Source organism: Tardiphaga sp. GW822-FHT04G09 (assembly GCF_058800725.1).
On record NZ_JBXAMO010000030.1, the window covers coordinates 1 to 17122 of the forward strand.

The window sequence follows — 17122 nt, forward strand, 5'->3', positions numbered from 1 at the left end:
ACTCTCCTCGTCCCCGTCAGGGGATCATAATTGGAAAATTCCAGTTCAGACTGGCCTAATTTGGCGGGGGCACGTCACATTTGAGCCTGTGTGGCTCGGTGATGCAACGGGACGGGGCGCGGAGCCCCATATCAGTTCATGCGGCCCGTCCCGTTGCATGTCGGACGCGTAGAGCTTGGCGTAGGTAGCCGGTGGAAGATTGCCGATCGCGCTGTGAGGGCGGACGGTGTTGTAGTCGTCCTGCCATTCGGCAAGGACTTCGCGGGCATGGTTGAGGGACGAGAACAACGTCTCGTTCAGGAGTTCGTCGCGCAGGCGCCCGTTGAAGCGCCGCATGCGGCAATGCAGCCGTTGTCCTGCCGATCGAATGGATCGGCGGATCTCGCTACCATAAGCATCGACGGGAGGGCGAGCGAGACATACTGAGAACATCTGTGCGAGATTTGTGCGAGCTCGCACACTTTTTCACGGTTCGTTCCGGCCCAAAACGGTCGATCCAGCTGAGCTGGCCGGGGAGTAAAATCAAGGGTTTTGGGAGGAAAAACAATGGCTTGCAGGCCGAAGGGAATGGTGCTGCCAGACAGGATTGAACTGTCGACCTCTCCATTACCAATGGAGTGCTCTACCACTGAGCTACGGCAGCAAGCTGGGTGCAGGAATCAGCCTCAAGGGCGCCGCCTACCAAGCGGGGCGATCCTTGCCACAAGGTCGCGGGCGGCGCAAGCGCGGGTGACACTCCGAATGCATCATTGTTATAATCGGCTGTGGCCAACCCGCTGTGGTTGTGGCCGCCTTGAGCTTCGCCAGCTGCCGGCCGATCCGGTTCCCCATGGCTTCGCCAACCAGCTGCAGGGCCTTTATCGCCCGGATCATCACCGCAAAGTCGATCATCTCGTCTGACGCGCTGAAGCTGGTTATGTATGGGTCACAGGATCCAATCCGGCGCATCTGTACGCGCCATTCGATCGACCATAACAGCCCATGACCGATACGCCGAGCAAACCCGCCAAGGAAAGTGCAACTGCCCGTCAGGACAGGCTGCGCCAGGCGTTGCGCGAAAATCTCAAGCGCCGAAAAGCGCAAATGCGCGGCCGCGCCAGTCTTGCTGATCATTCCGCCGCCGAGGCGTCACCGGATGCCGATAAGATACAGGACTTATGTTCAAGACCCGCCGATCCCGATCGGGATTGATGGCATCGTCCACCGCGTGAGCATGCGAGTTTAAATGTCGTCAGAATCCCAGGAATCATCCAGCGCCGAGTTGCCGGTCTATGCGCCACGCGTCGCGCTGCCGCGCCACGATCAGACCTTTCCTGTGCTGACGGCTGCAGAGATCGAACGGATGCGCCGCTTCGGTGAGATCAGGCATTTCAAGGATGGCGATTGCCTGTTCGAGACCGGCAAGCCCGGTCCTGGCATGTTTGTGGTGTTGTCAGGACATGTCGCCATCACCCAGCGCGATGGTTTTGGTCGCATCACGCCGATAGCCGATCAGTGCGCCGGACAGTTCGCGGCCGAGATCGCGCAACTGTCGGGCCGCGTCGCGTTGGTCGACGGTCATGCTGAAGGCGATATCGAGACACTGCTGATTCCGCCGGAACGGCTGCGCGCACTGCTGATCGCGGAAGCGGATCTGGGCGAACGCATCATGCGCGCGCTGATCCTGCGCCGGGTGAATCTCCTGCAAGGCGGTGCCGGTGGTCCAGCCTTTATCGGCGCGGCCAATTCCAGCGATGTCATTCGCCTGCAGGGCTTCCTCACCCGCAATGGTTATCCGCATCATCTGCTCGATCCCGCGGTGGACAAGGACGCTGCCGACCTGATCGTGCGCTATACGCCGTCGCCGCAGGATCTGCCGCTGGTGGTGGTGGCTGACGGCACGGTGCTGCGCAATCCGTCCTTCTCCGAACTCGCCCGCGCCATGGGCATGATTAGCCATATCGCCAAGGGCAAGACCTATGACGTGGCCATCGTCGGCAGCGGGCCTGCCGGCCTGTCCACGGCGGTGTATGGCGCGTCCGAAGGGCTGTCCATTGCAGTGTGCGATGCCAAGTCATTCGGAGGACAGGCCGGCGCCAGTGCGCGGATCGAGAATTATCTCGGTTTCCCCACCGGCATTTCCGGCATGGCGCTGACGGCACGTGCGTTCAACCAGGCGCAGAAATTCGGCGCCGATATCATGATCCCCGCGGCGGTGAAGTCGCTGGACTGCTCACGTAAAGATGGCCTGTTCGCGCTGGCGCTGGACGATGGCGACGTGATGCGCGCCAAGGCCATCGTGGTCGCATCGGGTGCACGCTATCGCCGGCCGGATATCGAGCGCCTCGCTGATTTCGAAGGCCGTGGTGTCTGGTACTGGGCGTCGCCGATCGAAGCGCGGCTGTGCAAGGAGCAGGAGATCGTCCTGGTGGGCGGCGGCAATTCCGCCGGACAGGCCGCGGTATTTCTCGCCGGTCACGCCAACAGAGTGCATATGGTGATCCGTGGCGGGGGTCTCGGTGCCAGCATGTCGCGCTACCTCATCGAGCGTATCGAGGCGACGCCGAATATCGAACTGGTATTCAACACCGAAGTCGTTGCGCTCGAAGGCACGCATGAGGCCGGGCTCGAGCGCGTCCGTACCCGCAGCCGTTTGTCCGCCGAAGAGACAAGCGCCGATATCCGCAACCTGTTTTTGTTCGTCGGCGCCGATCCGGCCACCGAATGGCTGGCGGATTGCGGCGTCACGCTCGACCGTCACGGCTTCATCATCACCGGTATTCCCACCAATGGTCGCAGTGTGCAGGCGCTGGAAACGTCGGTGCCCGGTGTCTTTGCCGTTGGCGATGTGCGTTCTGGGTCGGTGAAGCGCGTCGGCGGAGCGATCGGCGAGGGCGCCCAGGTGGTGGCGGCGCTGCATGGTTTTCTCGGCGATACGGCCACGCCGACCCTTTGAGCTGATAACGGGAGATCCTCATGTCCAAAGGCTGCACCCATATCTCCGGCATTCGCGACGTTACGCCGAGCGCACTCGGCTGCGAGGAATGTCTGAAGACGGGCAGTATGTGGCTGCATTTGCGGATCTGCCGGACCTGCGGTCACGTCGGCTGTTGCGACGACTCCCCGCACAGGCACGCCACCAAGCATTTCCACGCTACCAAACACCCGGTCATCGAGGGTTACGATCCGCCGGAAGGCTGGGGCTGGTGCTATGTCGATGAAGTGATGTTCGATCTGTCGGATCGAAAGACTCCGCACAACGGGCCGATTCCGCGCTACTACTAATTGCCTGATTGCCGTGCGGCCTCGTCGAGGGGCCGTTCGCACGGACGCTGCCAACACGGTGGATATCTTAATGCGCGACAGGACAGCGCCGGCGGGCGCAAAGCCCTCATATCCGGACGCGACGGCAAAAAATCAAACTTGAATGATGAGTATCAGCCAAAAAACAGTTGGCTAGTTTCCGCGGCGAGCTGTAGCTTTTTTTCAAGGGTTCTGAAGCAGGGGTGTATCATGGTTTTGGGAATGAGCTTGGCAACGTTCACATTGCTTCATGTGGTGATCAGCCTGATCGGCATTGTCGCTGGCCTGGTCGCAATGGTCGGCCTCTTGAAGTCCAATCCGATGCGCGGCTGGACGGCGCTGTTTCTGCTGACCACGATCCTGACCAGCGTGACCGGCTTCTTTTTCCCGGTCGAGAAGCTGCTGCCATCGCATGTCGTCGGCATCATTTCGCTGGTGCTGCTGGCAATCGCCTGCCTGGCGTTGTACGGCCGGAAACTCGCCGGTTCGTGGCGCTGGATCTACGTTCTGACGGCGATGACCTCGCTTTATCTCAATGTGTTCGTGCTGGTGATCCAGAGCTTCCTGAAGGTCCCGCCGCTGCACGTGCTGGCGCCGAGCGTGCCGCCCAGCGAGCCGCCTTTTGCGATCGTTCAGGGTATCGTGCTGGTGTTCTTCATCGTCGTGATCGTTGCCGCGGTGAAGAAGTTTCGCCCGCTGCCGGGCAGCTTCGCCTGACCGCGCAAGCGGTTAGCCACAGCTGGCGGCTAGGCTCATCCGTCAGCTTTTCACCTTGCGTGCGGGCGGCTCGTCGAGGGCCGCCCGGATATCCGCAAACATGCGCTTGACCAGCACGTCCGGTTTTTCGCGCGCGCCCTCGGTCAGCCAGTTCTCGCTCGCGATCCGGATCGCACCGGTAGTGATCATCGCCACCAGCCGCGCCCGCGTCTGACCGGTCTTGTCGCTGGCGCGCGCTGCAAGCGCCTCCGCCATTGCGCGTTCCATCTTCTCGTATTTGACCTGCTCGCGCGCCTGCAGTGCCGGCGTTTCGCGCTTCAGCCGGGCAATGGCGATGGCGTCCTCGGGGTTGAGGTGCCGGGTCATGGTCAGGATCGCGTTTTCCGCTGCGGTGATCATCGATTCATCGGCAGGGCGTTCGGCGATGGCAGCGGTCAGGGCATCGGCGCTGCGATCCTGCCACGCCACCACGACATCTTCCTTCGACGCGAAATAGTGGAAAAAGCTGCGGCGCGAAATCTCCGCGGCGGCCGCGATATCGTCCAGCGTGGTGGCCTCGTAGCCTTTGGCCAGAAACAGCTTCATCGCTGCTTCCGTCACCCGCCGCAGGGTCTGCTCGCGTTTGCGTTCGCGCAGTCCGCCGGCCGACACTGTGCCGGCGGCAGCGCTTTTCGGTTTTGATTTCAGGGGCTTGGCTGTGCTCATCAGCCTGAAGATAAGGCTAGCCTGCACCTATTGCAAATTTGCACTCAGTGCACATTTAGCCATCTGCGGGCGTTTGCGTCGCCGCTCGGATGTGGGGAGACAAGGATGAGCGATTGGACCACCAGGAATATCCCGGCGTTGGAGGGGAAGCTCGCGGTCGTGACCGGCGCCACCGGGGGCCTGGGTTTCGAGACGGCAGTCGCGCTGGCCGCTGCGGGTGCCGAAGTGGTTCTCACAGGCCGCAACGACGCCAAAGGCGCGCAAGCTCTGGACGCCGTCTGCGCACGCGTGCCGAACGCCCTGATCAGCTATCAGCATCTCGATCTTGCTAGCCTGACCTCTGTCGCCGACTTCGCCAGACGTTTCGATGCGCTGCATGGCTCGCTTGATCTCTTGATCAACAATGCCGGTGTGATGGCGCTACCTGCGCGGCGGACAACGGCCGACGGCTTCGAGATGCAGTTCGGTACCAACTATCTCGGGCACTACGCGCTAACGGCCCGTCTGCTGCCGGCGCTCCGCCGCAGCCAGGCTGCGCGGGTGGTCAGTCTCAGCAGTCTGGCGCATCGTTCGGGCATCATCGATTTCGATGATCTTCAGGGAGCAACGTTCTACAAACCGTGGAAAGCCTATCAGCAGTCGAAGCTGGCGATGCTGATCTTCGCCATCGAATTGCAGCGGCGCAGTGATGCCGCGGGCTGGGGCCTGATGGGCAATGCCGCGCATCCCGGTTATGCACTCACCGATCTCGTTCCGAACGGTCCCGGCAGCGGTGGCTTGATGGGGCTCGGAAGCTGGTTGTCGCGTCCGCTGAGCCATTCCGCGGCCAATGGCGCATTGCCGACCTTGTTTGCTGCGACCTCTCCGCACGCTCAGAAGGCCGGGTATTATGGACCCAGCGGGTTTTACGAATTGAAAGGTCCGCCGGCTGCCGCGGAGATCATGCCGCGGGCCAAGGACGCTGCCGTGGCGGCGCGTCTGTGGGACGTTTCTGCTGCGCTGACCTGCGTCTCGTTCGATCAGGTCGCGGCCGCTGCATGAATTCGGGACGCAGCAATGACGGTGCAACGGGAAATCAGATGAAAGTCATCCTCTTCGGCGCCACCGGCATGGTCGGGCAGGGCGTGCTACGCGAATGCTTGCTCGATCCGGGGATCGAAACGGTTCTCGCCATCGGGAGGAGCCCGACGGGCCAGAGCAATGCCAAACTGCGTGAGATCTCGCATAGTGACTTTTTCAATCTGTCGGCAATCGCGTCTGATCTGACAGGCTACGATGCCTGCCTGTTCTGCCTCGGCATCTCTTCGCTTGGCATGAGCGAGCCGGACTATCGCCGGATCACCTATGACATCACGCTTGCGGTCGCGAACACGCTGGTGCGGCTCAATCCCGCGATGACTTTCGTCTATGTCACCGGTCAGAGCACCGACAGCACCGAGCAGGGCAGCGTGATGTGGGCGCGGGTCAAGGGCAAGACCGAGAACGACCTGCTCAAGCTGCCGTTCAAGGCCGCCTACATGTTCCGCCCCGGCGGCATCCAGCCGCTGCATGGTGTGAGGTCCAAGACCGCCTGGGTACAGGCGATCTACACCGGCACCGGGCCGCTATGGTCGTTGCTGAACCGGATCGCTCCGAATTATGTCACGACAACCGAAAAGCTCGGCCGCGCCATGATCCGGGTGGTTCGTAACGGTTATCCGAAGCCCATTCTGGAGACCCCTGATATCAATCAGGTTGGAGCATAAACGGGCCGATTCGGCCCTTTTACAGATTTGCTGCCGGCCTCATCGAAAAGCCGCAAATTTCAAAGCTTTTGCTTTAAACAGGCCAACCGCCCTATAACCGGGGCACAGCAATCAGCGGGAATCGGTATGGATCGCATTCGCATCGTCGGCGGCAGCAAACTCAATGGCACGATCCCGATTTCGGGCGCCAAGAACGCGGCGCTGCCATTGATGATCGCCGGTCTGCTGACCGACGAGACGCTGATTCTCGACAACGTGCCGCGTCTGGCCGACGTCGCGCAGTTGCAGCGCATTCTCGGCAATCACGGCGTGGACATCATGTCGGCCGGCAAGCGTCCGGGCGACCATGAATATCAGGGCCAGACCCTGCATATCTCAGCCGCCAACATCATCGATACGACAGCGCCCTATGAGCTGGTCTCGAAGATGCGCGCCTCGTTCTGGGTGATCGCACCGCTACTGGCGCGCATGCACGAAGCCAAGGTGTCGCTGCCCGGCGGCTGCGCTATCGGCACCCGCCCGGTGGATCTCTTGATCATGGCGCTGGAGAAGCTTGGTGCCGAACTCACCATCGACGGTGGCTATGTGATTGCGAAGGCGCCCGGCGGCCTCAAGGGCGCCGAGATCGACTTCGCCAAGGTCACCGTCTCCGGCACTCATGTGGCGCTGATGGCCGCGACGCTGGCCAAGGGGACGACCACTATCAAGAACGCGGCCTGCGAGCCGGAGATCGTCGATGTCGCCGACTGCCTGAACAAGATGGGCGCGCGCATCACCGGCGCCGGCACCACGACGATCAAGATCGAGGGCGTCGCCAAGCTGAATGGCACGCGCCATACCGTGCTGCCGGATCGTATCGAGACTGGCACCTATGCCATGGCCGTCGCAATGACCGGCGGCGATGTACAGCTCTCCGGGGCTCGGCCGGAATTGCTGCAGGCAGCGCTCGACGTGCTGGTCGAAGCCGGTGCGACGGTGACGCCCAACAATGACGGCATTCGCGTGTCCCGCAACGGCGCCGGCATCAAGCCGGTGAACGTCTCGACGGCGCCATTCCCCGGTTTCCCGACCGATCTGCAGGCGCAGTTGATGGCGCTGATGACCACGGCCAAGGGTTCGTCGCACATCACCGAGACGATCTTCGAAAACCGCTTCATGCATGTGCAGGAGCTCGCCCGCTTCGGTGCGCGGATTCATCTCGACGGCGAGACCGCCACCATCGATGGCACGGCCAAGCTGCGCGGCGCGCCTGTGATGGCAACCGATCTGCGCGCCTCGGTGTCGCTGGTGATCGCCGGCCTCGTCGCGGAAGGCGAGACCATGGTCAACCGCATCTATCATCTCGACCGCGGTTTCGAACGGCTCGAGGAAAAGCTGTCCGCCTGCGGCGCCACCATCGAGCGCATCAGCGGCTAGGTTCTCTCATATGAGGTCGTCGTGACGGGTCAACGCAAGCTGATTGCACTGGATGCCGACGACCTCGCGGTGATTTCCGCGCATGTTCAGGATGCGGCCGTCAGCGTCGGCGACATCATCTGGCGCCAGAGCGAGAAGCGCCTGGTGGTCGGCATGAGCCGGCTCGACTGGCATCAGACGATCTCAGGTGAAGTCACGCCGCGCAGGCTGGTCTCGGCGCTGCGGTTCGACCGCGTGCTGGCCTGCAAGTCCCGGGATATCGATCTCGACACGCCCGATATCGCGCTGGAACTGCTCGGCCTCGAATTCCATGCCGCCGAGCCTCCTGGCGGCAGCGTCGTCCTGATCTTTGCCGGCGGGGGGGCCCTTCGGCTGGACGTCGAATGTCTGGAATGCGAGCTTGCCGACTTGGGCCCCGACGACCTTACCAGCGACGCCGAGGCGGGCACCGAGGCCTCCGGCCTGGATGCCTGATCCGTCATTCATTCTTTCCATAGCAGCACAGGGTTGACGGCACTTTGCCGCCGCGCCATTGAGCAGGGGGCCTTGGCCGGCAAGGCCCCGCCGGAACACCATCATGCCAATTCGTATCGACACCGCCAGCGCCGATTTTACCCAGCGCTTCAATGCCTTCCTCGCGATGAAGCGCGAAGTCGCGGCCGATATCGAGGCTGCCACCCGCGCCATCGTCGATGACGTTGCCAGCCGTGGCGACGCAGCGCTGCTGGAAGCCACCCGCAAGTTCGACCGGCTTGACCTCCAGGCCTCCGCTCTGCGCGTGACCCCGGCCGAGGTCGATGCCGCCGTCGCGGCCTGCGATGCAGAGACCGTGGATGCCCTGACATTCGCCCGCGACCGGATCGAGCTGTTTCACAAGCGCCAGCTGCCCAAGGATGACCGTTTCACCGATGCGCTAGGCGTCGAGCTTGGCTGGCGCTGGAGCGCCATCGAGGCTGTCGGCCTCTATGTGCCGGGCGGCACCGCGGCCTATCCATCGTCGGTCCTGATGAATGCCGTGCCGGCCAGGGTCGCCGGCGTTGCGCGTGTGGTGATGGTGGTGCCGTCGCCGGACGGCAAGCTCAATCCGCTGGTACTGGCCGCAGCGAAGCTTGGCGGCGTGTCCGAAATCTACCGTGTCGGCGGCGCGCAGGCCGTGGCTGCATTAGCCTATGGCACTGCGACCATCGCGCCGGTGGCCAAGATCGTCGGCCCAGGCAACGCTTATGTGGCCGCCGCCAAGCGGCAGGTATTCGGCAAGGTCGGCATCGACATGATTGCTGGCCCCTCAGAAGTGCTGGTCATTGCCGACGACACTGCCAATGCCGACTGGATCGCCGCAGACTTGCTGGCGCAAGCGGAGCACGATGCCAACGCGCAGTCGATCCTGATTACCGACAGCAAGGCGCTGGCCGACAATGTCGAGCGCGCTGTCGAAGCGCAGCTCACCACGCTGCCGCGCGCCGATATCGCGCGCGCGTCGTGGAACGAATATGGCGCGATCATTCTGGTGAAGACGCTCGATGACGCCGTGCCGCTGGCCAACGCCATTGCCGCCGAGCATCTCGAAATCATGACAGCCGATCCGGAGGCATTGTCGCTGAAGGTGCGCAATGCCGGCGCGATCTTTCTGGGTGGGTATACACCGGAAGCGATCGGCGACTATGTTGGCGGCTCCAACCATGTGTTGCCCACCGCGCGTTCGGCGCGGTTCTCATCGGGTCTCGGCGTACTTGACTTCATGAAGCGAACATCGATCCTGAAGTGCGGGCCGGATCAGCTACGGGCGCTGGGACCGGCTGCGATGACGCTGGGCAAGGCCGAAGGCCTCGATGCCCACGCACGTTCAGTCGGATTGCGCCTCAATTTGCGATGAGCAACACCCCTCCACCAGAGGACGACAGCAGCAACCGCATCGTCGCGGTGACGCTCGATGAGGAATCGATCGGACGTTCCGGGCCGGATATCGAGCACGAGCGGGCGATTGCGATCTATGACCTGATCGAGCAGAACCTGTTCGCGCCGGAAGGCGCGCAAGGCGGCCCATTTGCGCTGCATATCGGCATCACCGGCAGTCGGCTGATGTTCGACATCCGCCGCGAGGACGGCTCGCCCGTGGTGGCGCATCTGTTGTCGCTGGGGCCGTTCCGCCGTATCGTGAAGGACTACTTCATGATCTGCGACAGCTACTACCAGGCGATCCGCACGGCCACGCCCGACAAGATCGAGGCCATCGATATGGGACGCCGCGGCATCCATGACGAAGGTTCGCGCACGCTGCAGGAACGATTGGCCGGCAAGGTGCGCGTCGATTTCGAAACGTCACGGCGGCTGTTCACGTTGATCTCCGTCCTTCACTGGAAGGGGTAGCCGCGCATGGCCGCGCCGCCACGCGCGCGCACGCCGCAGGCGGTACTGTTTGCCTGTGGCCAGAACAGCGTCCGCTCGCCGATGGCCGCCAGCCTGTTGCAGCAGATGTTCCCGCAGGCGCTTTATGTGAAATCCGCCGGGGTGAAGAAGGGCGAGCTGGATTCCTTCGCGGTGGCCGTGATGGCCGAGCTCGGCCAGGATATTTCCCGGCACAAGCCCATGACCTTCGAGGAACTCGAGGACTGGGAAGGGCTCAATTTCGATCTCATCATCACGCTGTCGCCGGAGGCGCATCACAAGGCGCTGGACCTGACGCGCACCGATGCAGCGGATGTCGAATACTGGCCGACGGTGGACCCCACGGGAACCGAAGGTAATCGTGAACAGAAACTGGCCGCCTATCGCGAGGTATGCGATGGGCTGCTGCTGCGGATTCGCAAACGTTTCGCCAAAGGCGGCGCCGCCAGCGGCTAAATGCTGCGTGCGCGGTTGTCGAAGCAGGGGGCTTCCGATAGGTTCCGCGCGCATTTCCAAGGTTCTGATTGAGATCGATCACATCGCATGCTCGGCCGTCCCAAATTCGTTCTTGCCTCCGGTTCGCCACGCCGTCTCAGCCTGCTCAATCAGGCGGGGATCGAGCCCGATGCGCTGCGTCCCGCCGATGTCGACGAGACCCCGAAGCGGGGCGAGCTGCCGCGCGCCTGCGCCAATCGCCTGGCCCGCGCCAAGGCCGAAGCCGCGCTGAAATCGGTCCAGCTCGACGACGAACTGCGTGGCGCGTTCATCCTCGCTGCCGATACCGTGGTGGCCGTCGGCCGCCGCATCCTGCCCAAGGCAGAGCTGGTCGATGAGGCCTCGCAATGCCTGCGGCTGCTGTCCGGCCGCAACCACCGCGTCTACACGGCGGTCTGCATCGTCACCCCCAAGGAAAGCTTCCGGCAGCGGCTGATCGAGACCAGGGTGCGCTTCAAGCGCCTTAACGAGGAAGACATCAGTACCTATATCGGTTCCGGCGAATGGCGCGGCAAAGCCGGCGGCTACGCCGTGCAGGGTATCGCCGGTTCCTTCGTGGTGAAGATGGTCGGCTCCTACACCAATATCGTCGGCCTGCCGCTCTACGAGACCGTCACGCTCCTCGGCGGCGAGGGCTTCCCGATCCGTTTCGGTTGGTTGAATGCAAGCTAAGGCGTCCAAATCCGGCGAAAAGCCATGCCCGATCTGCGGCAAGCCCGTTGTCGAGGCATCCAAGCCGTTCTGTTCCGAGCGCTGCCGCGACGTCGACCTCAATCGCTGGCTGTCGGGCTCCTATGCGATTCCCGGCAAAGCGACGGATGACGAGGACGCCGAATAGGGGCGACGGGTGGGCCGCGCTGCCCAGGTCAGTCCGAGGCGGCTATTTCCCATTGTTTTGACGGCAAAATCTTCGTTCACAGAAATGCCATCGGGCGGGTGGACATGGCCGATTTGCCTGACTATAAACCGGCGCTCCCTGGACCTGATCCGGGGCGGCGCCCAGGTAGCTCAGTTGGTAGAGCATGCGACTGAAAATCGCAGTGTCGGTGGTTCGATCCCGCCCCTGGGCACCATAGGCTTCCTAAGCCTTTGTCCCCAAAGACAATTCAGTGAAAACAATGACTTGAGGGCTACCCGGTAATACACACGGGTGATACACATGCCCCTTCAAATGTCACGTCCTTGGAAGCACCCCAAAACGGGTATCTATTGGCTGCGAAAACGCGTTCCGGACGAGCTCATTACGCTCGTGGGAAAGCGAGAGGAGCTTCGCACGCTCGGGACCAAGGATCCCGCGCTAGCGAAAGTGAAACATTCCGCCGCCTTGGCCGAAATCGAGGCGAAATGGGCCAATCTCAGATCCGGCCAGAAAAGCCTGACCGAGCGTGAGGCGCATCATCTGGCCGCGCCATTTTACGACAGATGGTTGCAGCGATATCTGGAAAATCCGAGCCAACAAACTGATTGGCGCGTAGATCTAGGCTCGCGGCTTTTTCAGCCCAGTCCGATCTCGGCGAATTACGAGTTCCTCTACGACACCGCTGAGATCGTCGTGGATAGGGACGAGCTACGGGTCCGAGAAATGGAGCGGTGGTGCCTAGAATGGGCCGATAGCTGCGCGTCAAATGTCGGCCTTCGGCTGGCCGGTAGCGACAACAGGATATTGGCTCGCGCGATCGGAGCTGCGGTTCAGCGTGCCAGTGTCGCTTTGCAGCAGCTTGCGCAAGGCGTTAGTGCGGCGCTGCCTATCGCTGCGAGCAGCTCGCCTATCTCAGGTTCATTGCCGTCTCAGGATCCATTCGCATTCAACGATCTGGTTGACGGTTGGGCCAAAGAGCGCCGTCCTGTTGAGAAGACGTTGTATGAATGGTCACGCGTCGTGAAACAGCTGGTCGCGTTCTTAAAGCATGACAACGCTCGGGACCTTACTGGCGATGACATGGTTCGCTGGAAAGAAGCGATGTTGACCGAGGGTCTTCGGCCCAAGACGATCCAGGATGCCAAACTCGCGCCGGTTCGGGCGATCCTTCAGTGGGGCGTCGCCAATAAGAAGCTGAGCTCGAATGTTGCTGATGGAATTTCACTCGACACTCGAAGCAAGCAGAGTGAGAAGAAGCGAAGCTTCACCGACGAGGAGGCTAAGCTGGCCCACTGCTTATTGGCGCAATGCTGGCCTATCAGTTGTCGGCTCAGGACATCCTCTATGCGCCTCGATTCCGATGCTGCTCGCGGGACTTCTGATCGCACTGCTTGGATCACGTTACGGCGTTTCAGGGACCGTGCCGGAAGTGGCGCCCACGATGAATCGTGGTGCTGAGGTAACGTCTACTGCAACACCGTAGTGTCGGTCGCTTTTACGACATCGGTCAGTCGCCGATCATGTCGGCCGTTGGGCGACTATGGCTGAAGTCGCCCACAACACGAGCAATTGACGCAATCGTTTGAGCAGCCTACCCGCCGATTTAAATGGCCGAGGCGTTGGCAGGCTACGGTCAGATGTCGCGACTTTGAGAAGCCGCCGCTCTCAGATGATCCGTTGCGCGCCTGAGCATTTGATGAAGCCATTCCTGAGCTGGGTCGCCGTCAGATCGCTGATGCCATAAAGCCCTAACTTCGACTTGCGATGTAGTATAGGGCAGCTCATGCACCGAAACCGCATGCTGTTTTGCGAATAGCGCCCCAAGCGGACGCGGAACAATTGCTGCGACGTCCGTTCCGATGAGAAGAGCCGGGACCGCCAAAAAATGCGGAAGCGAAATCGCAATGCGAGGAGACGTCTCGCGATCGTGAAACGCTCGTTCCATAGAGACCCGATCGAACATTTCAGATCGCCTCGCAAGGCCTCGCTCGGAGAGGAATCCGTCGACTGCTCCTTCTTGCTCTCCGCCGAAAGAGACGACGATGATCGGCGTCATCGCGAGCGCCTCCAATGTGGCGACGGTTTCGCGAGGCGCCTCAGTGACCAATACATCGTCATACTCAAACAGAAGGCTGGAACAGAATCGTCCTGGCAGTGCCGAAAACGTACCAACGGCAGCGTCGATCCTGCCAAGATCAATTTGTTCGGCAAGATCGATGCGTGTGACTGGTCTGATGACCAAATCAATGAAAGGTGCTTCGGCTCTCAAAAGACGGAGAAGCGTCGGCGCAAGTATCATTGTGGTCGAGTCGCTGGCCGCGATGGTGAACCGCTTCCTCGACGTCTGCGGGTCAAAGTTGGGAGCTTCGATCATCACCTCCAGAGATCGCAGCGATTCACGCACGATCGGGGCCATCGACATGGCCTTGGCGGTCGGTTGCATTCCCGAGGCGGTCCGGACGAACAATTCGTCCTCAAGCAAATCGCGAAGGCGCGCGAGCGAGTGGCTGACGGCAGACTGGCTCAAATTGACCTTCTGGCTCGCGCGAAGGACGCTGCGTTCTTCCATCACGGCGTTGAACACACGAAGCAGATTGAGGTCGAGGTTGCTGAAGCCGACAACCATATTTTAGAACGCCTAAATAATGAGCTCGGGCACTTGTTTCTGGCGAGCGACCTCGCTCACGGCGGGCCTGATCCCAGACGTTATCGCGGAAAAATAAGTGAGGTCAATGGCCTGCGCCCCGTCGGCGGAGCGATATGAATGCGCTTCAGCATTACCCTGCAATAGTTTCACTTCCGTCATTGAGTGATAGCGGCATTAATTCGGCTGTCACGCGGCAAAGGGGCAGTCAGGATGATCAAGCGAAGCACGGTGCGTATTTGTTGGCAACACGGCCTTGGGCTTTTGGCCGCTGCATCGCTTTCGTCGGCCGGAATGGTCCAGGCGCAAAGCGAGCCTCCGCTGCGTCTCGGCGTATTGTCCGACATGAGCTCGCTCTACGCGGACAATGCCGGGATGGGCTCCGTCGTGGCGGCGCAGATGGCGGTTGATGATTTCGGAGGGAACGTGCTCGGCCGTAAGGTCGAAATCATTTCGGCCGACAACCAAAACAAGGCGGATGTGGCTGCGGCGGTCACACGGCGCTGGCTAGACAATGAACATGTTGAAGCCATCCTCGACGTCCCCAACTCAGCGGCTGCGTTGGCGGTTCAGGGCATCACGCGCGAGCGGAAAAAGGTCTTTCTCGCAACCGGAACTGCGACATCGCGACTCACCGGTGACGAATGTTCGCCGACAGGCATTCACTGGACGTATGACACATACGCTTTGTCGCAAGGGACGACGAAAGCCGTGGCCAAGCTCGGCGCAAAGAAGTGGTATTTTCTATCCGCCGACTACGCGCTCGGCGCCCAGCTTGAGTTGGACAGCCGGCGCGTCATCGGCGCGACGGGCGGCCAGGTCGTTGGTAGTGTCAAGCATCCGATCAACAATGCAGACTTCTCATCGTTCTTGCTGCAGGCGCAATCCTCCGGTGCAGACACAATCGCACTCACCAATGCCGGTGGTGACTTCATTAATGCGGTGAAGCAGGCGAGCGACTTCGGGATTACCAGAAACCAGAGGCTTGTCGGTCTTCTGGTTTTCATTGCCGACATTCACAGTCTTGGCTTGCAAAGCGCGCAAGGCCTCATTCTCAGCTCCGCGTTCTACTGGGATCTCAACGATGCGACGCGCGCCTGGTCGAAGCGATTCATCGACAAGACGCAGAAGGTACCCACGATGATCCATGCAGGGACCTACGGCGCCGTTATGCACTACCTCCAGGCGATTAAGGCTGCCGGTACGATTGACGGTCCTACGGTCGTTGCAAACATGAAAGCGACGCCTGTCAACGATTTCATGACGAAGGATGGGCACATCCGCGAGGACGGCCGCCTGGTCCGCGATATGTATCTATTCAAGGTGAAAGGGCCGGCCGAATCTAAGGGGCGCTTCGATTACTACAGCTACCTTGCTACGATCCCAGGTGACGAAGCGTTCAGACCAATGGAGGATGGAGCATGTCCGTTCGCAGGAGCGAAGAAGTGAACGCGTTGGGGCCGTCACTCACTGGGCGAGAACGCCGCGATGCGATCGATGCGGTCATCAAAAGGCGATTTGCGAACCGCTCCTTCACGGATCGTGCGGTCTCGCGAAAACTAATCGAGAGCATTCTGGACGTTGCGCGCTATGCACCGAGTGGCGGAAATATCCAGCCGTGGCGGGTATATCTGGTGTCCGGCAGGAAAAAAGAAGTGGTCACCGCCGCGCTGCTCCACGCCCATGAGAACGCGCGCGAGCAGCACACCTCAGAGTATAATTACTATGCCGCCGTACTTCCCCAACCGTTTCTATCGCGAAAGGAAGAGTTCGGCCGGCTGTTCTACGGCGCGCTTGGTATCGCGCAGGCCGACGCGATCGGGCGTGCTAGGCAGACCTCGATGAACTACCAATTCTTCGGCGCACCTATCGGCATGATCATTACCATCGACCGTCGTCTGGAGGTCGGAAGCTGGCTCGACTTAGGGATGTTCATTCAGAACATCATGCTCGCTGCGGGCGCGAGGGGGTTACAAACCTGCCCTCAGGAGACATTTGCGAAATACCATGCCATCTTGCGCCAGCATTTGCCGATACCTGATGAACAGATAGTCGCGTGCGGCATGTCTCTCGGCTTTGCCCATGACGACAACATCTTAGTTGGAAGCTTGATGCCGAAGATCGAGGTCAGCGAGTTCGCGGATTTCTCCGGTTTCTCGGATTGAGCAGCAGTCAAGCACTTCAAAAAAGAAAGAACACCGCTAATGGGCAACCGTGACGAACTCATCAAACAGAGCATTTCATTTCTGCGGGAAGTCAAGGATATGACGCCGAGTGCTGAAATGGAGGTATGGCTGAACTCCAAGTACGGCCAGGACAGCGAGACCTACAAGGATCTGGCACGGCTCATCAAACTCGGCGTCGAAGAAGGGTGGGCGGCGAATATCGAGGTCGAGGGTCCGAAGTATCGACGTAGTCGTATCGCGGAGCCATCTGCCGAGACGTTCCATTTCAGTATAACGGCCGTTTACATGGACAGCACGGATCCGCGAACTTTCAAAGACGAGGATGATGACGGGGTGCTGCGGGGGCAATATCACGGGCACCCCTATGGGGAATTGAATATGGTTATCCCGATCGATCCTGGTGCGGAGTTGAAGGGCTTGCAGGGTTGGCAGGGGCCAGGCTGGACCGCACCGGATCCGGGCTCTCGCCATTACCCAGAAGTCAAAGGGGGGGCACTCATTGCTCTTTTCTATCTTCCGGCGGGTCGTATTTCGTACGACTTTGACGCCCCGGCTGAGCCGGGTAGCAACTAAAGCGTAAACGAGGCAAACAGCCTCATGGATGCTTACTATCAAATAGCGATCAGCTTCCAGGTCCGCGCTCAGCAATTCTTCTCGCTTCGCTCGCAGCCAAAACGACATCGATGTA

The 17122-nt window shown here is 60.9% G+C and carries 19 protein-coding genes, 2 tRNA genes and 1 pseudogene; 18 read left to right on the forward strand and 4 right to left on the reverse strand.

Going from position 1 to position 17122, the window contains the following annotated elements; genetic code table 11:
* Window positions 1-45: 45 nt before the first annotated feature.
* A pseudogene (locus AC1RLZ_RS29090) lies at window positions 46-327 on the reverse strand (integrase core domain-containing protein); the annotation flags it as partial.
* Window positions 328-568: 241 nt separating this feature from the next.
* Window positions 569-643, reverse strand: a tRNA-Thr gene (locus tag AC1RLZ_RS29095).
* Between the two features lie 338 nt (window positions 644-981).
* On the opposite strand from AC1RLZ_RS29095, the gene AC1RLZ_RS29100 reads away from it, so the two are divergent.
* The 4 genes from AC1RLZ_RS29100 (at window position 982) to AC1RLZ_RS29115 (ending at window position 3999) form a co-directional block, all read left to right on the forward strand.
* On the forward strand, window positions 982-1191 hold the full coding sequence (locus AC1RLZ_RS29100) for a hypothetical protein (RefSeq protein ID WP_493191488.1): 210 nt from the start codon (window positions 982-984) through the stop codon (window positions 1189-1191).
* A 34-nt stretch (window positions 1192-1225) separates the two neighbouring features.
* Entirely contained in the window at window positions 1226-2935 is a 1710-nt protein-coding gene (locus tag AC1RLZ_RS29105) for an FAD-dependent oxidoreductase (protein ID WP_493191489.1), read from the forward strand.
* A gap of 20 nt (window positions 2936-2955) precedes the next feature.
* Window positions 2956-3264, forward strand: coding sequence for a UBP-type zinc finger domain-containing protein (locus AC1RLZ_RS29110; protein WP_493191490.1), 309 nt, complete (start codon window positions 2956-2958; stop codon window positions 3262-3264).
* Between the two features lie 228 nt (window positions 3265-3492).
* On the forward strand, window positions 3493-3999 hold the full coding sequence (locus AC1RLZ_RS29115; protein ID WP_493191491.1) for a hypothetical protein: 507 nt from the start codon (window positions 3493-3495) through the stop codon (window positions 3997-3999).
* Window positions 4000-4041: 42 nt separating this feature from the next.
* On the opposite strand, the gene AC1RLZ_RS29120 is transcribed toward AC1RLZ_RS29115, so the two are convergent.
* Window positions 4042-4704, reverse strand: coding sequence for a TetR/AcrR family transcriptional regulator (locus AC1RLZ_RS29120; RefSeq protein ID WP_493191492.1), 663 nt, complete (start codon window positions 4702-4704; stop codon window positions 4042-4044).
* Between the two features lie 105 nt (window positions 4705-4809).
* Here AC1RLZ_RS29120 and AC1RLZ_RS29125 point away from each other — a divergent pair, with 105 nt between their 5' ends.
* The 11 genes from AC1RLZ_RS29125 to AC1RLZ_RS29175 all read left to right on the forward strand — a co-directional run bounded on the left by AC1RLZ_RS29125 (window position 4810) and on the right by AC1RLZ_RS29175 (window position 13062).
* Window positions 4810-5745 (forward strand): SDR family oxidoreductase, encoded by a 936-nt coding sequence (locus AC1RLZ_RS29125; protein WP_493191493.1) that lies wholly within the window; start codon window positions 4810-4812, stop codon window positions 5743-5745.
* A gap of 38 nt (window positions 5746-5783) precedes the next feature.
* Window positions 5784-6449 carry a Rossmann-fold NAD(P)-binding domain-containing protein gene (locus tag AC1RLZ_RS29130; RefSeq protein ID WP_371422324.1) on the forward strand — a complete coding sequence of 222 codons (666 nt, stop codon included), beginning with the start codon at window positions 5784-5786 and terminating at the stop codon, window positions 6447-6449.
* Window positions 6450-6575: 126 nt separating this feature from the next.
* Window positions 6576-7865 (forward strand): UDP-N-acetylglucosamine 1-carboxyvinyltransferase, encoded by a 1290-nt coding sequence (gene murA / locus AC1RLZ_RS29135; protein ID WP_371422323.1) that lies wholly within the window; start codon window positions 6576-6578, stop codon window positions 7863-7865.
* A gap of 21 nt (window positions 7866-7886) precedes the next feature.
* On the forward strand, window positions 7887-8339 hold the full coding sequence (locus AC1RLZ_RS29140) for a DUF2948 family protein (protein WP_493191494.1): 453 nt from the start codon (window positions 7887-7889) through the stop codon (window positions 8337-8339).
* A gap of 103 nt (window positions 8340-8442) precedes the next feature.
* On the forward strand, window positions 8443-9738 hold the full coding sequence (gene hisD / locus AC1RLZ_RS29145; RefSeq protein ID WP_493191495.1) for a histidinol dehydrogenase: 1296 nt from the start codon (window positions 8443-8445) through the stop codon (window positions 9736-9738).
* Window positions 9735-10232, forward strand: a complete 498-nt coding sequence (locus AC1RLZ_RS29150; protein ID WP_371422320.1) for a UPF0262 family protein — start codon at window positions 9735-9737, stop codon at window positions 10230-10232. Before hisD ends, AC1RLZ_RS29150 begins: the two co-directional genes overlap by 4 nt.
* 6 nt (window positions 10233-10238) lie before the next feature.
* On the forward strand, window positions 10239-10706 hold the full coding sequence (locus AC1RLZ_RS29155; protein WP_371422319.1) for an arsenate-mycothiol transferase ArsC: 468 nt from the start codon (window positions 10239-10241) through the stop codon (window positions 10704-10706).
* 87 nt (window positions 10707-10793) lie between these two features.
* Window positions 10794-11417, forward strand: coding sequence for a Maf-like protein (locus tag AC1RLZ_RS29160; protein ID WP_371422318.1), 624 nt, complete (start codon window positions 10794-10796; stop codon window positions 11415-11417).
* Complete coding sequence (gene yacG, locus AC1RLZ_RS29165; protein ID WP_493191496.1) at window positions 11407-11583, forward strand: DNA gyrase inhibitor YacG; 177 nt, start codon at window positions 11407-11409, stop codon at window positions 11581-11583. Before AC1RLZ_RS29160 ends, yacG begins: the two co-directional genes overlap by 11 nt.
* A 159-nt stretch (window positions 11584-11742) precedes the next feature.
* Window positions 11743-11818: transfer RNA gene (locus tag AC1RLZ_RS29170), tRNA-Phe, on the forward strand.
* Window positions 11819-11904: 86 nt separating this feature from the next.
* A complete protein-coding gene (locus tag AC1RLZ_RS29175; protein WP_493191497.1) occupies window positions 11905-13062 on the forward strand; it encodes a DUF6538 domain-containing protein in 1158 nt (385 codons plus the stop codon).
* A gap of 175 nt (window positions 13063-13237) precedes the next feature.
* Here the strand turns inward: AC1RLZ_RS29175 and AC1RLZ_RS29180 are convergent, their stop codons facing one another.
* On the reverse strand, window positions 13238-14230 hold the full coding sequence (locus tag AC1RLZ_RS29180; RefSeq protein WP_493191498.1) for a LysR family transcriptional regulator: 993 nt from the start codon (window positions 14228-14230) through the stop codon (window positions 13238-13240).
* Between the two features lie 231 nt (window positions 14231-14461).
* Between AC1RLZ_RS29180 and AC1RLZ_RS29185 the strand changes: the two genes are divergently transcribed.
* The 3 genes from AC1RLZ_RS29185 to AC1RLZ_RS29195 are packed head-to-tail and all read left to right on the forward strand — an operon-like array spanning window position 14462 to window position 17007.
* Window positions 14462-15697, forward strand: coding sequence for an ABC transporter substrate-binding protein (locus AC1RLZ_RS29185; RefSeq protein WP_493191499.1), 1236 nt, complete (start codon window positions 14462-14464; stop codon window positions 15695-15697).
* A complete protein-coding gene (locus AC1RLZ_RS29190) occupies window positions 15670-16413 on the forward strand; it encodes a nitroreductase (protein WP_493191500.1) in 744 nt (247 codons plus the stop codon). The genes AC1RLZ_RS29185 and AC1RLZ_RS29190 overlap by 28 nt, the downstream gene beginning before the upstream one ends.
* A 39-nt stretch (window positions 16414-16452) precedes the next feature.
* Window positions 16453-17007 (forward strand): 4-hydroxylaminobenzoate lyase, encoded by a 555-nt coding sequence (locus tag AC1RLZ_RS29195; RefSeq protein ID WP_493191501.1) that lies wholly within the window; start codon window positions 16453-16455, stop codon window positions 17005-17007.
* Window positions 17008-17122 lie beyond the last annotated feature (115 nt).

Bases quoted from the DNA above. Each gene is read 5' to 3' on its own strand.
- AC1RLZ_RS29100 (WP_493191488.1), top strand. From the start codon at position 982: ATGACCGATACGCCGAGCAAACCCGCCAAGGAAAGTGCAACTGCCCGT.
- AC1RLZ_RS29105 (WP_493191489.1), top strand. From the start codon at position 1,226: ATGTCGTCAGAATCCCAGGAATCATCCAGCGCCGAGTTGCCGGTCTAT.
- AC1RLZ_RS29110 (WP_493191490.1), top strand. From the start codon at position 2,956: ATGTCCAAAGGCTGCACCCATATCTCCGGCATTCGCGACGTTACGCCG.
- AC1RLZ_RS29115 (WP_493191491.1), top strand. From the start codon at position 3,493: ATGGTTTTGGGAATGAGCTTGGCAACGTTCACATTGCTTCATGTGGTG.
- AC1RLZ_RS29120 (WP_493191492.1), bottom strand. From the start codon at position 4,704: ATGAGCACAGCCAAGCCCCTGAAATCAAAACCGAAAAGCGCTGCCGCC.
- AC1RLZ_RS29125 (WP_493191493.1), top strand. From the start codon at position 4,810: ATGAGCGATTGGACCACCAGGAATATCCCGGCGTTGGAGGGGAAGCTC.
- AC1RLZ_RS29130 (WP_371422324.1), top strand. From the start codon at position 5,784: ATGAAAGTCATCCTCTTCGGCGCCACCGGCATGGTCGGGCAGGGCGTG.
- murA (WP_371422323.1), top strand. From the start codon at position 6,576: ATGGATCGCATTCGCATCGTCGGCGGCAGCAAACTCAATGGCACGATC.
- hisD (WP_493191495.1), top strand. From the start codon at position 8,443: ATGCCAATTCGTATCGACACCGCCAGCGCCGATTTTACCCAGCGCTTC.
- AC1RLZ_RS29150 (WP_371422320.1), top strand. From the start codon at position 9,735: ATGAGCAACACCCCTCCACCAGAGGACGACAGCAGCAACCGCATCGTC.
- AC1RLZ_RS29155 (WP_371422319.1), top strand. From the start codon at position 10,239: ATGGCCGCGCCGCCACGCGCGCGCACGCCGCAGGCGGTACTGTTTGCC.
- AC1RLZ_RS29160 (WP_371422318.1), top strand. From the start codon at position 10,794: ATGCTCGGCCGTCCCAAATTCGTTCTTGCCTCCGGTTCGCCACGCCGT.
- yacG (WP_493191496.1), top strand. From the start codon at position 11,407: ATGCAAGCTAAGGCGTCCAAATCCGGCGAAAAGCCATGCCCGATCTGC.
- AC1RLZ_RS29175 (WP_493191497.1), top strand. From the start codon at position 11,905: ATGCCCCTTCAAATGTCACGTCCTTGGAAGCACCCCAAAACGGGTATC.
- AC1RLZ_RS29180 (WP_493191498.1), bottom strand. From the start codon at position 14,230: ATGGTTGTCGGCTTCAGCAACCTCGACCTCAATCTGCTTCGTGTGTTC.
- AC1RLZ_RS29185 (WP_493191499.1), top strand. From the start codon at position 14,462: ATGATCAAGCGAAGCACGGTGCGTATTTGTTGGCAACACGGCCTTGGG.
- AC1RLZ_RS29190 (WP_493191500.1), top strand. From the start codon at position 15,670: ATGTCCGTTCGCAGGAGCGAAGAAGTGAACGCGTTGGGGCCGTCACTC.
- AC1RLZ_RS29195 (WP_493191501.1), top strand. From the start codon at position 16,453: ATGGGCAACCGTGACGAACTCATCAAACAGAGCATTTCATTTCTGCGG.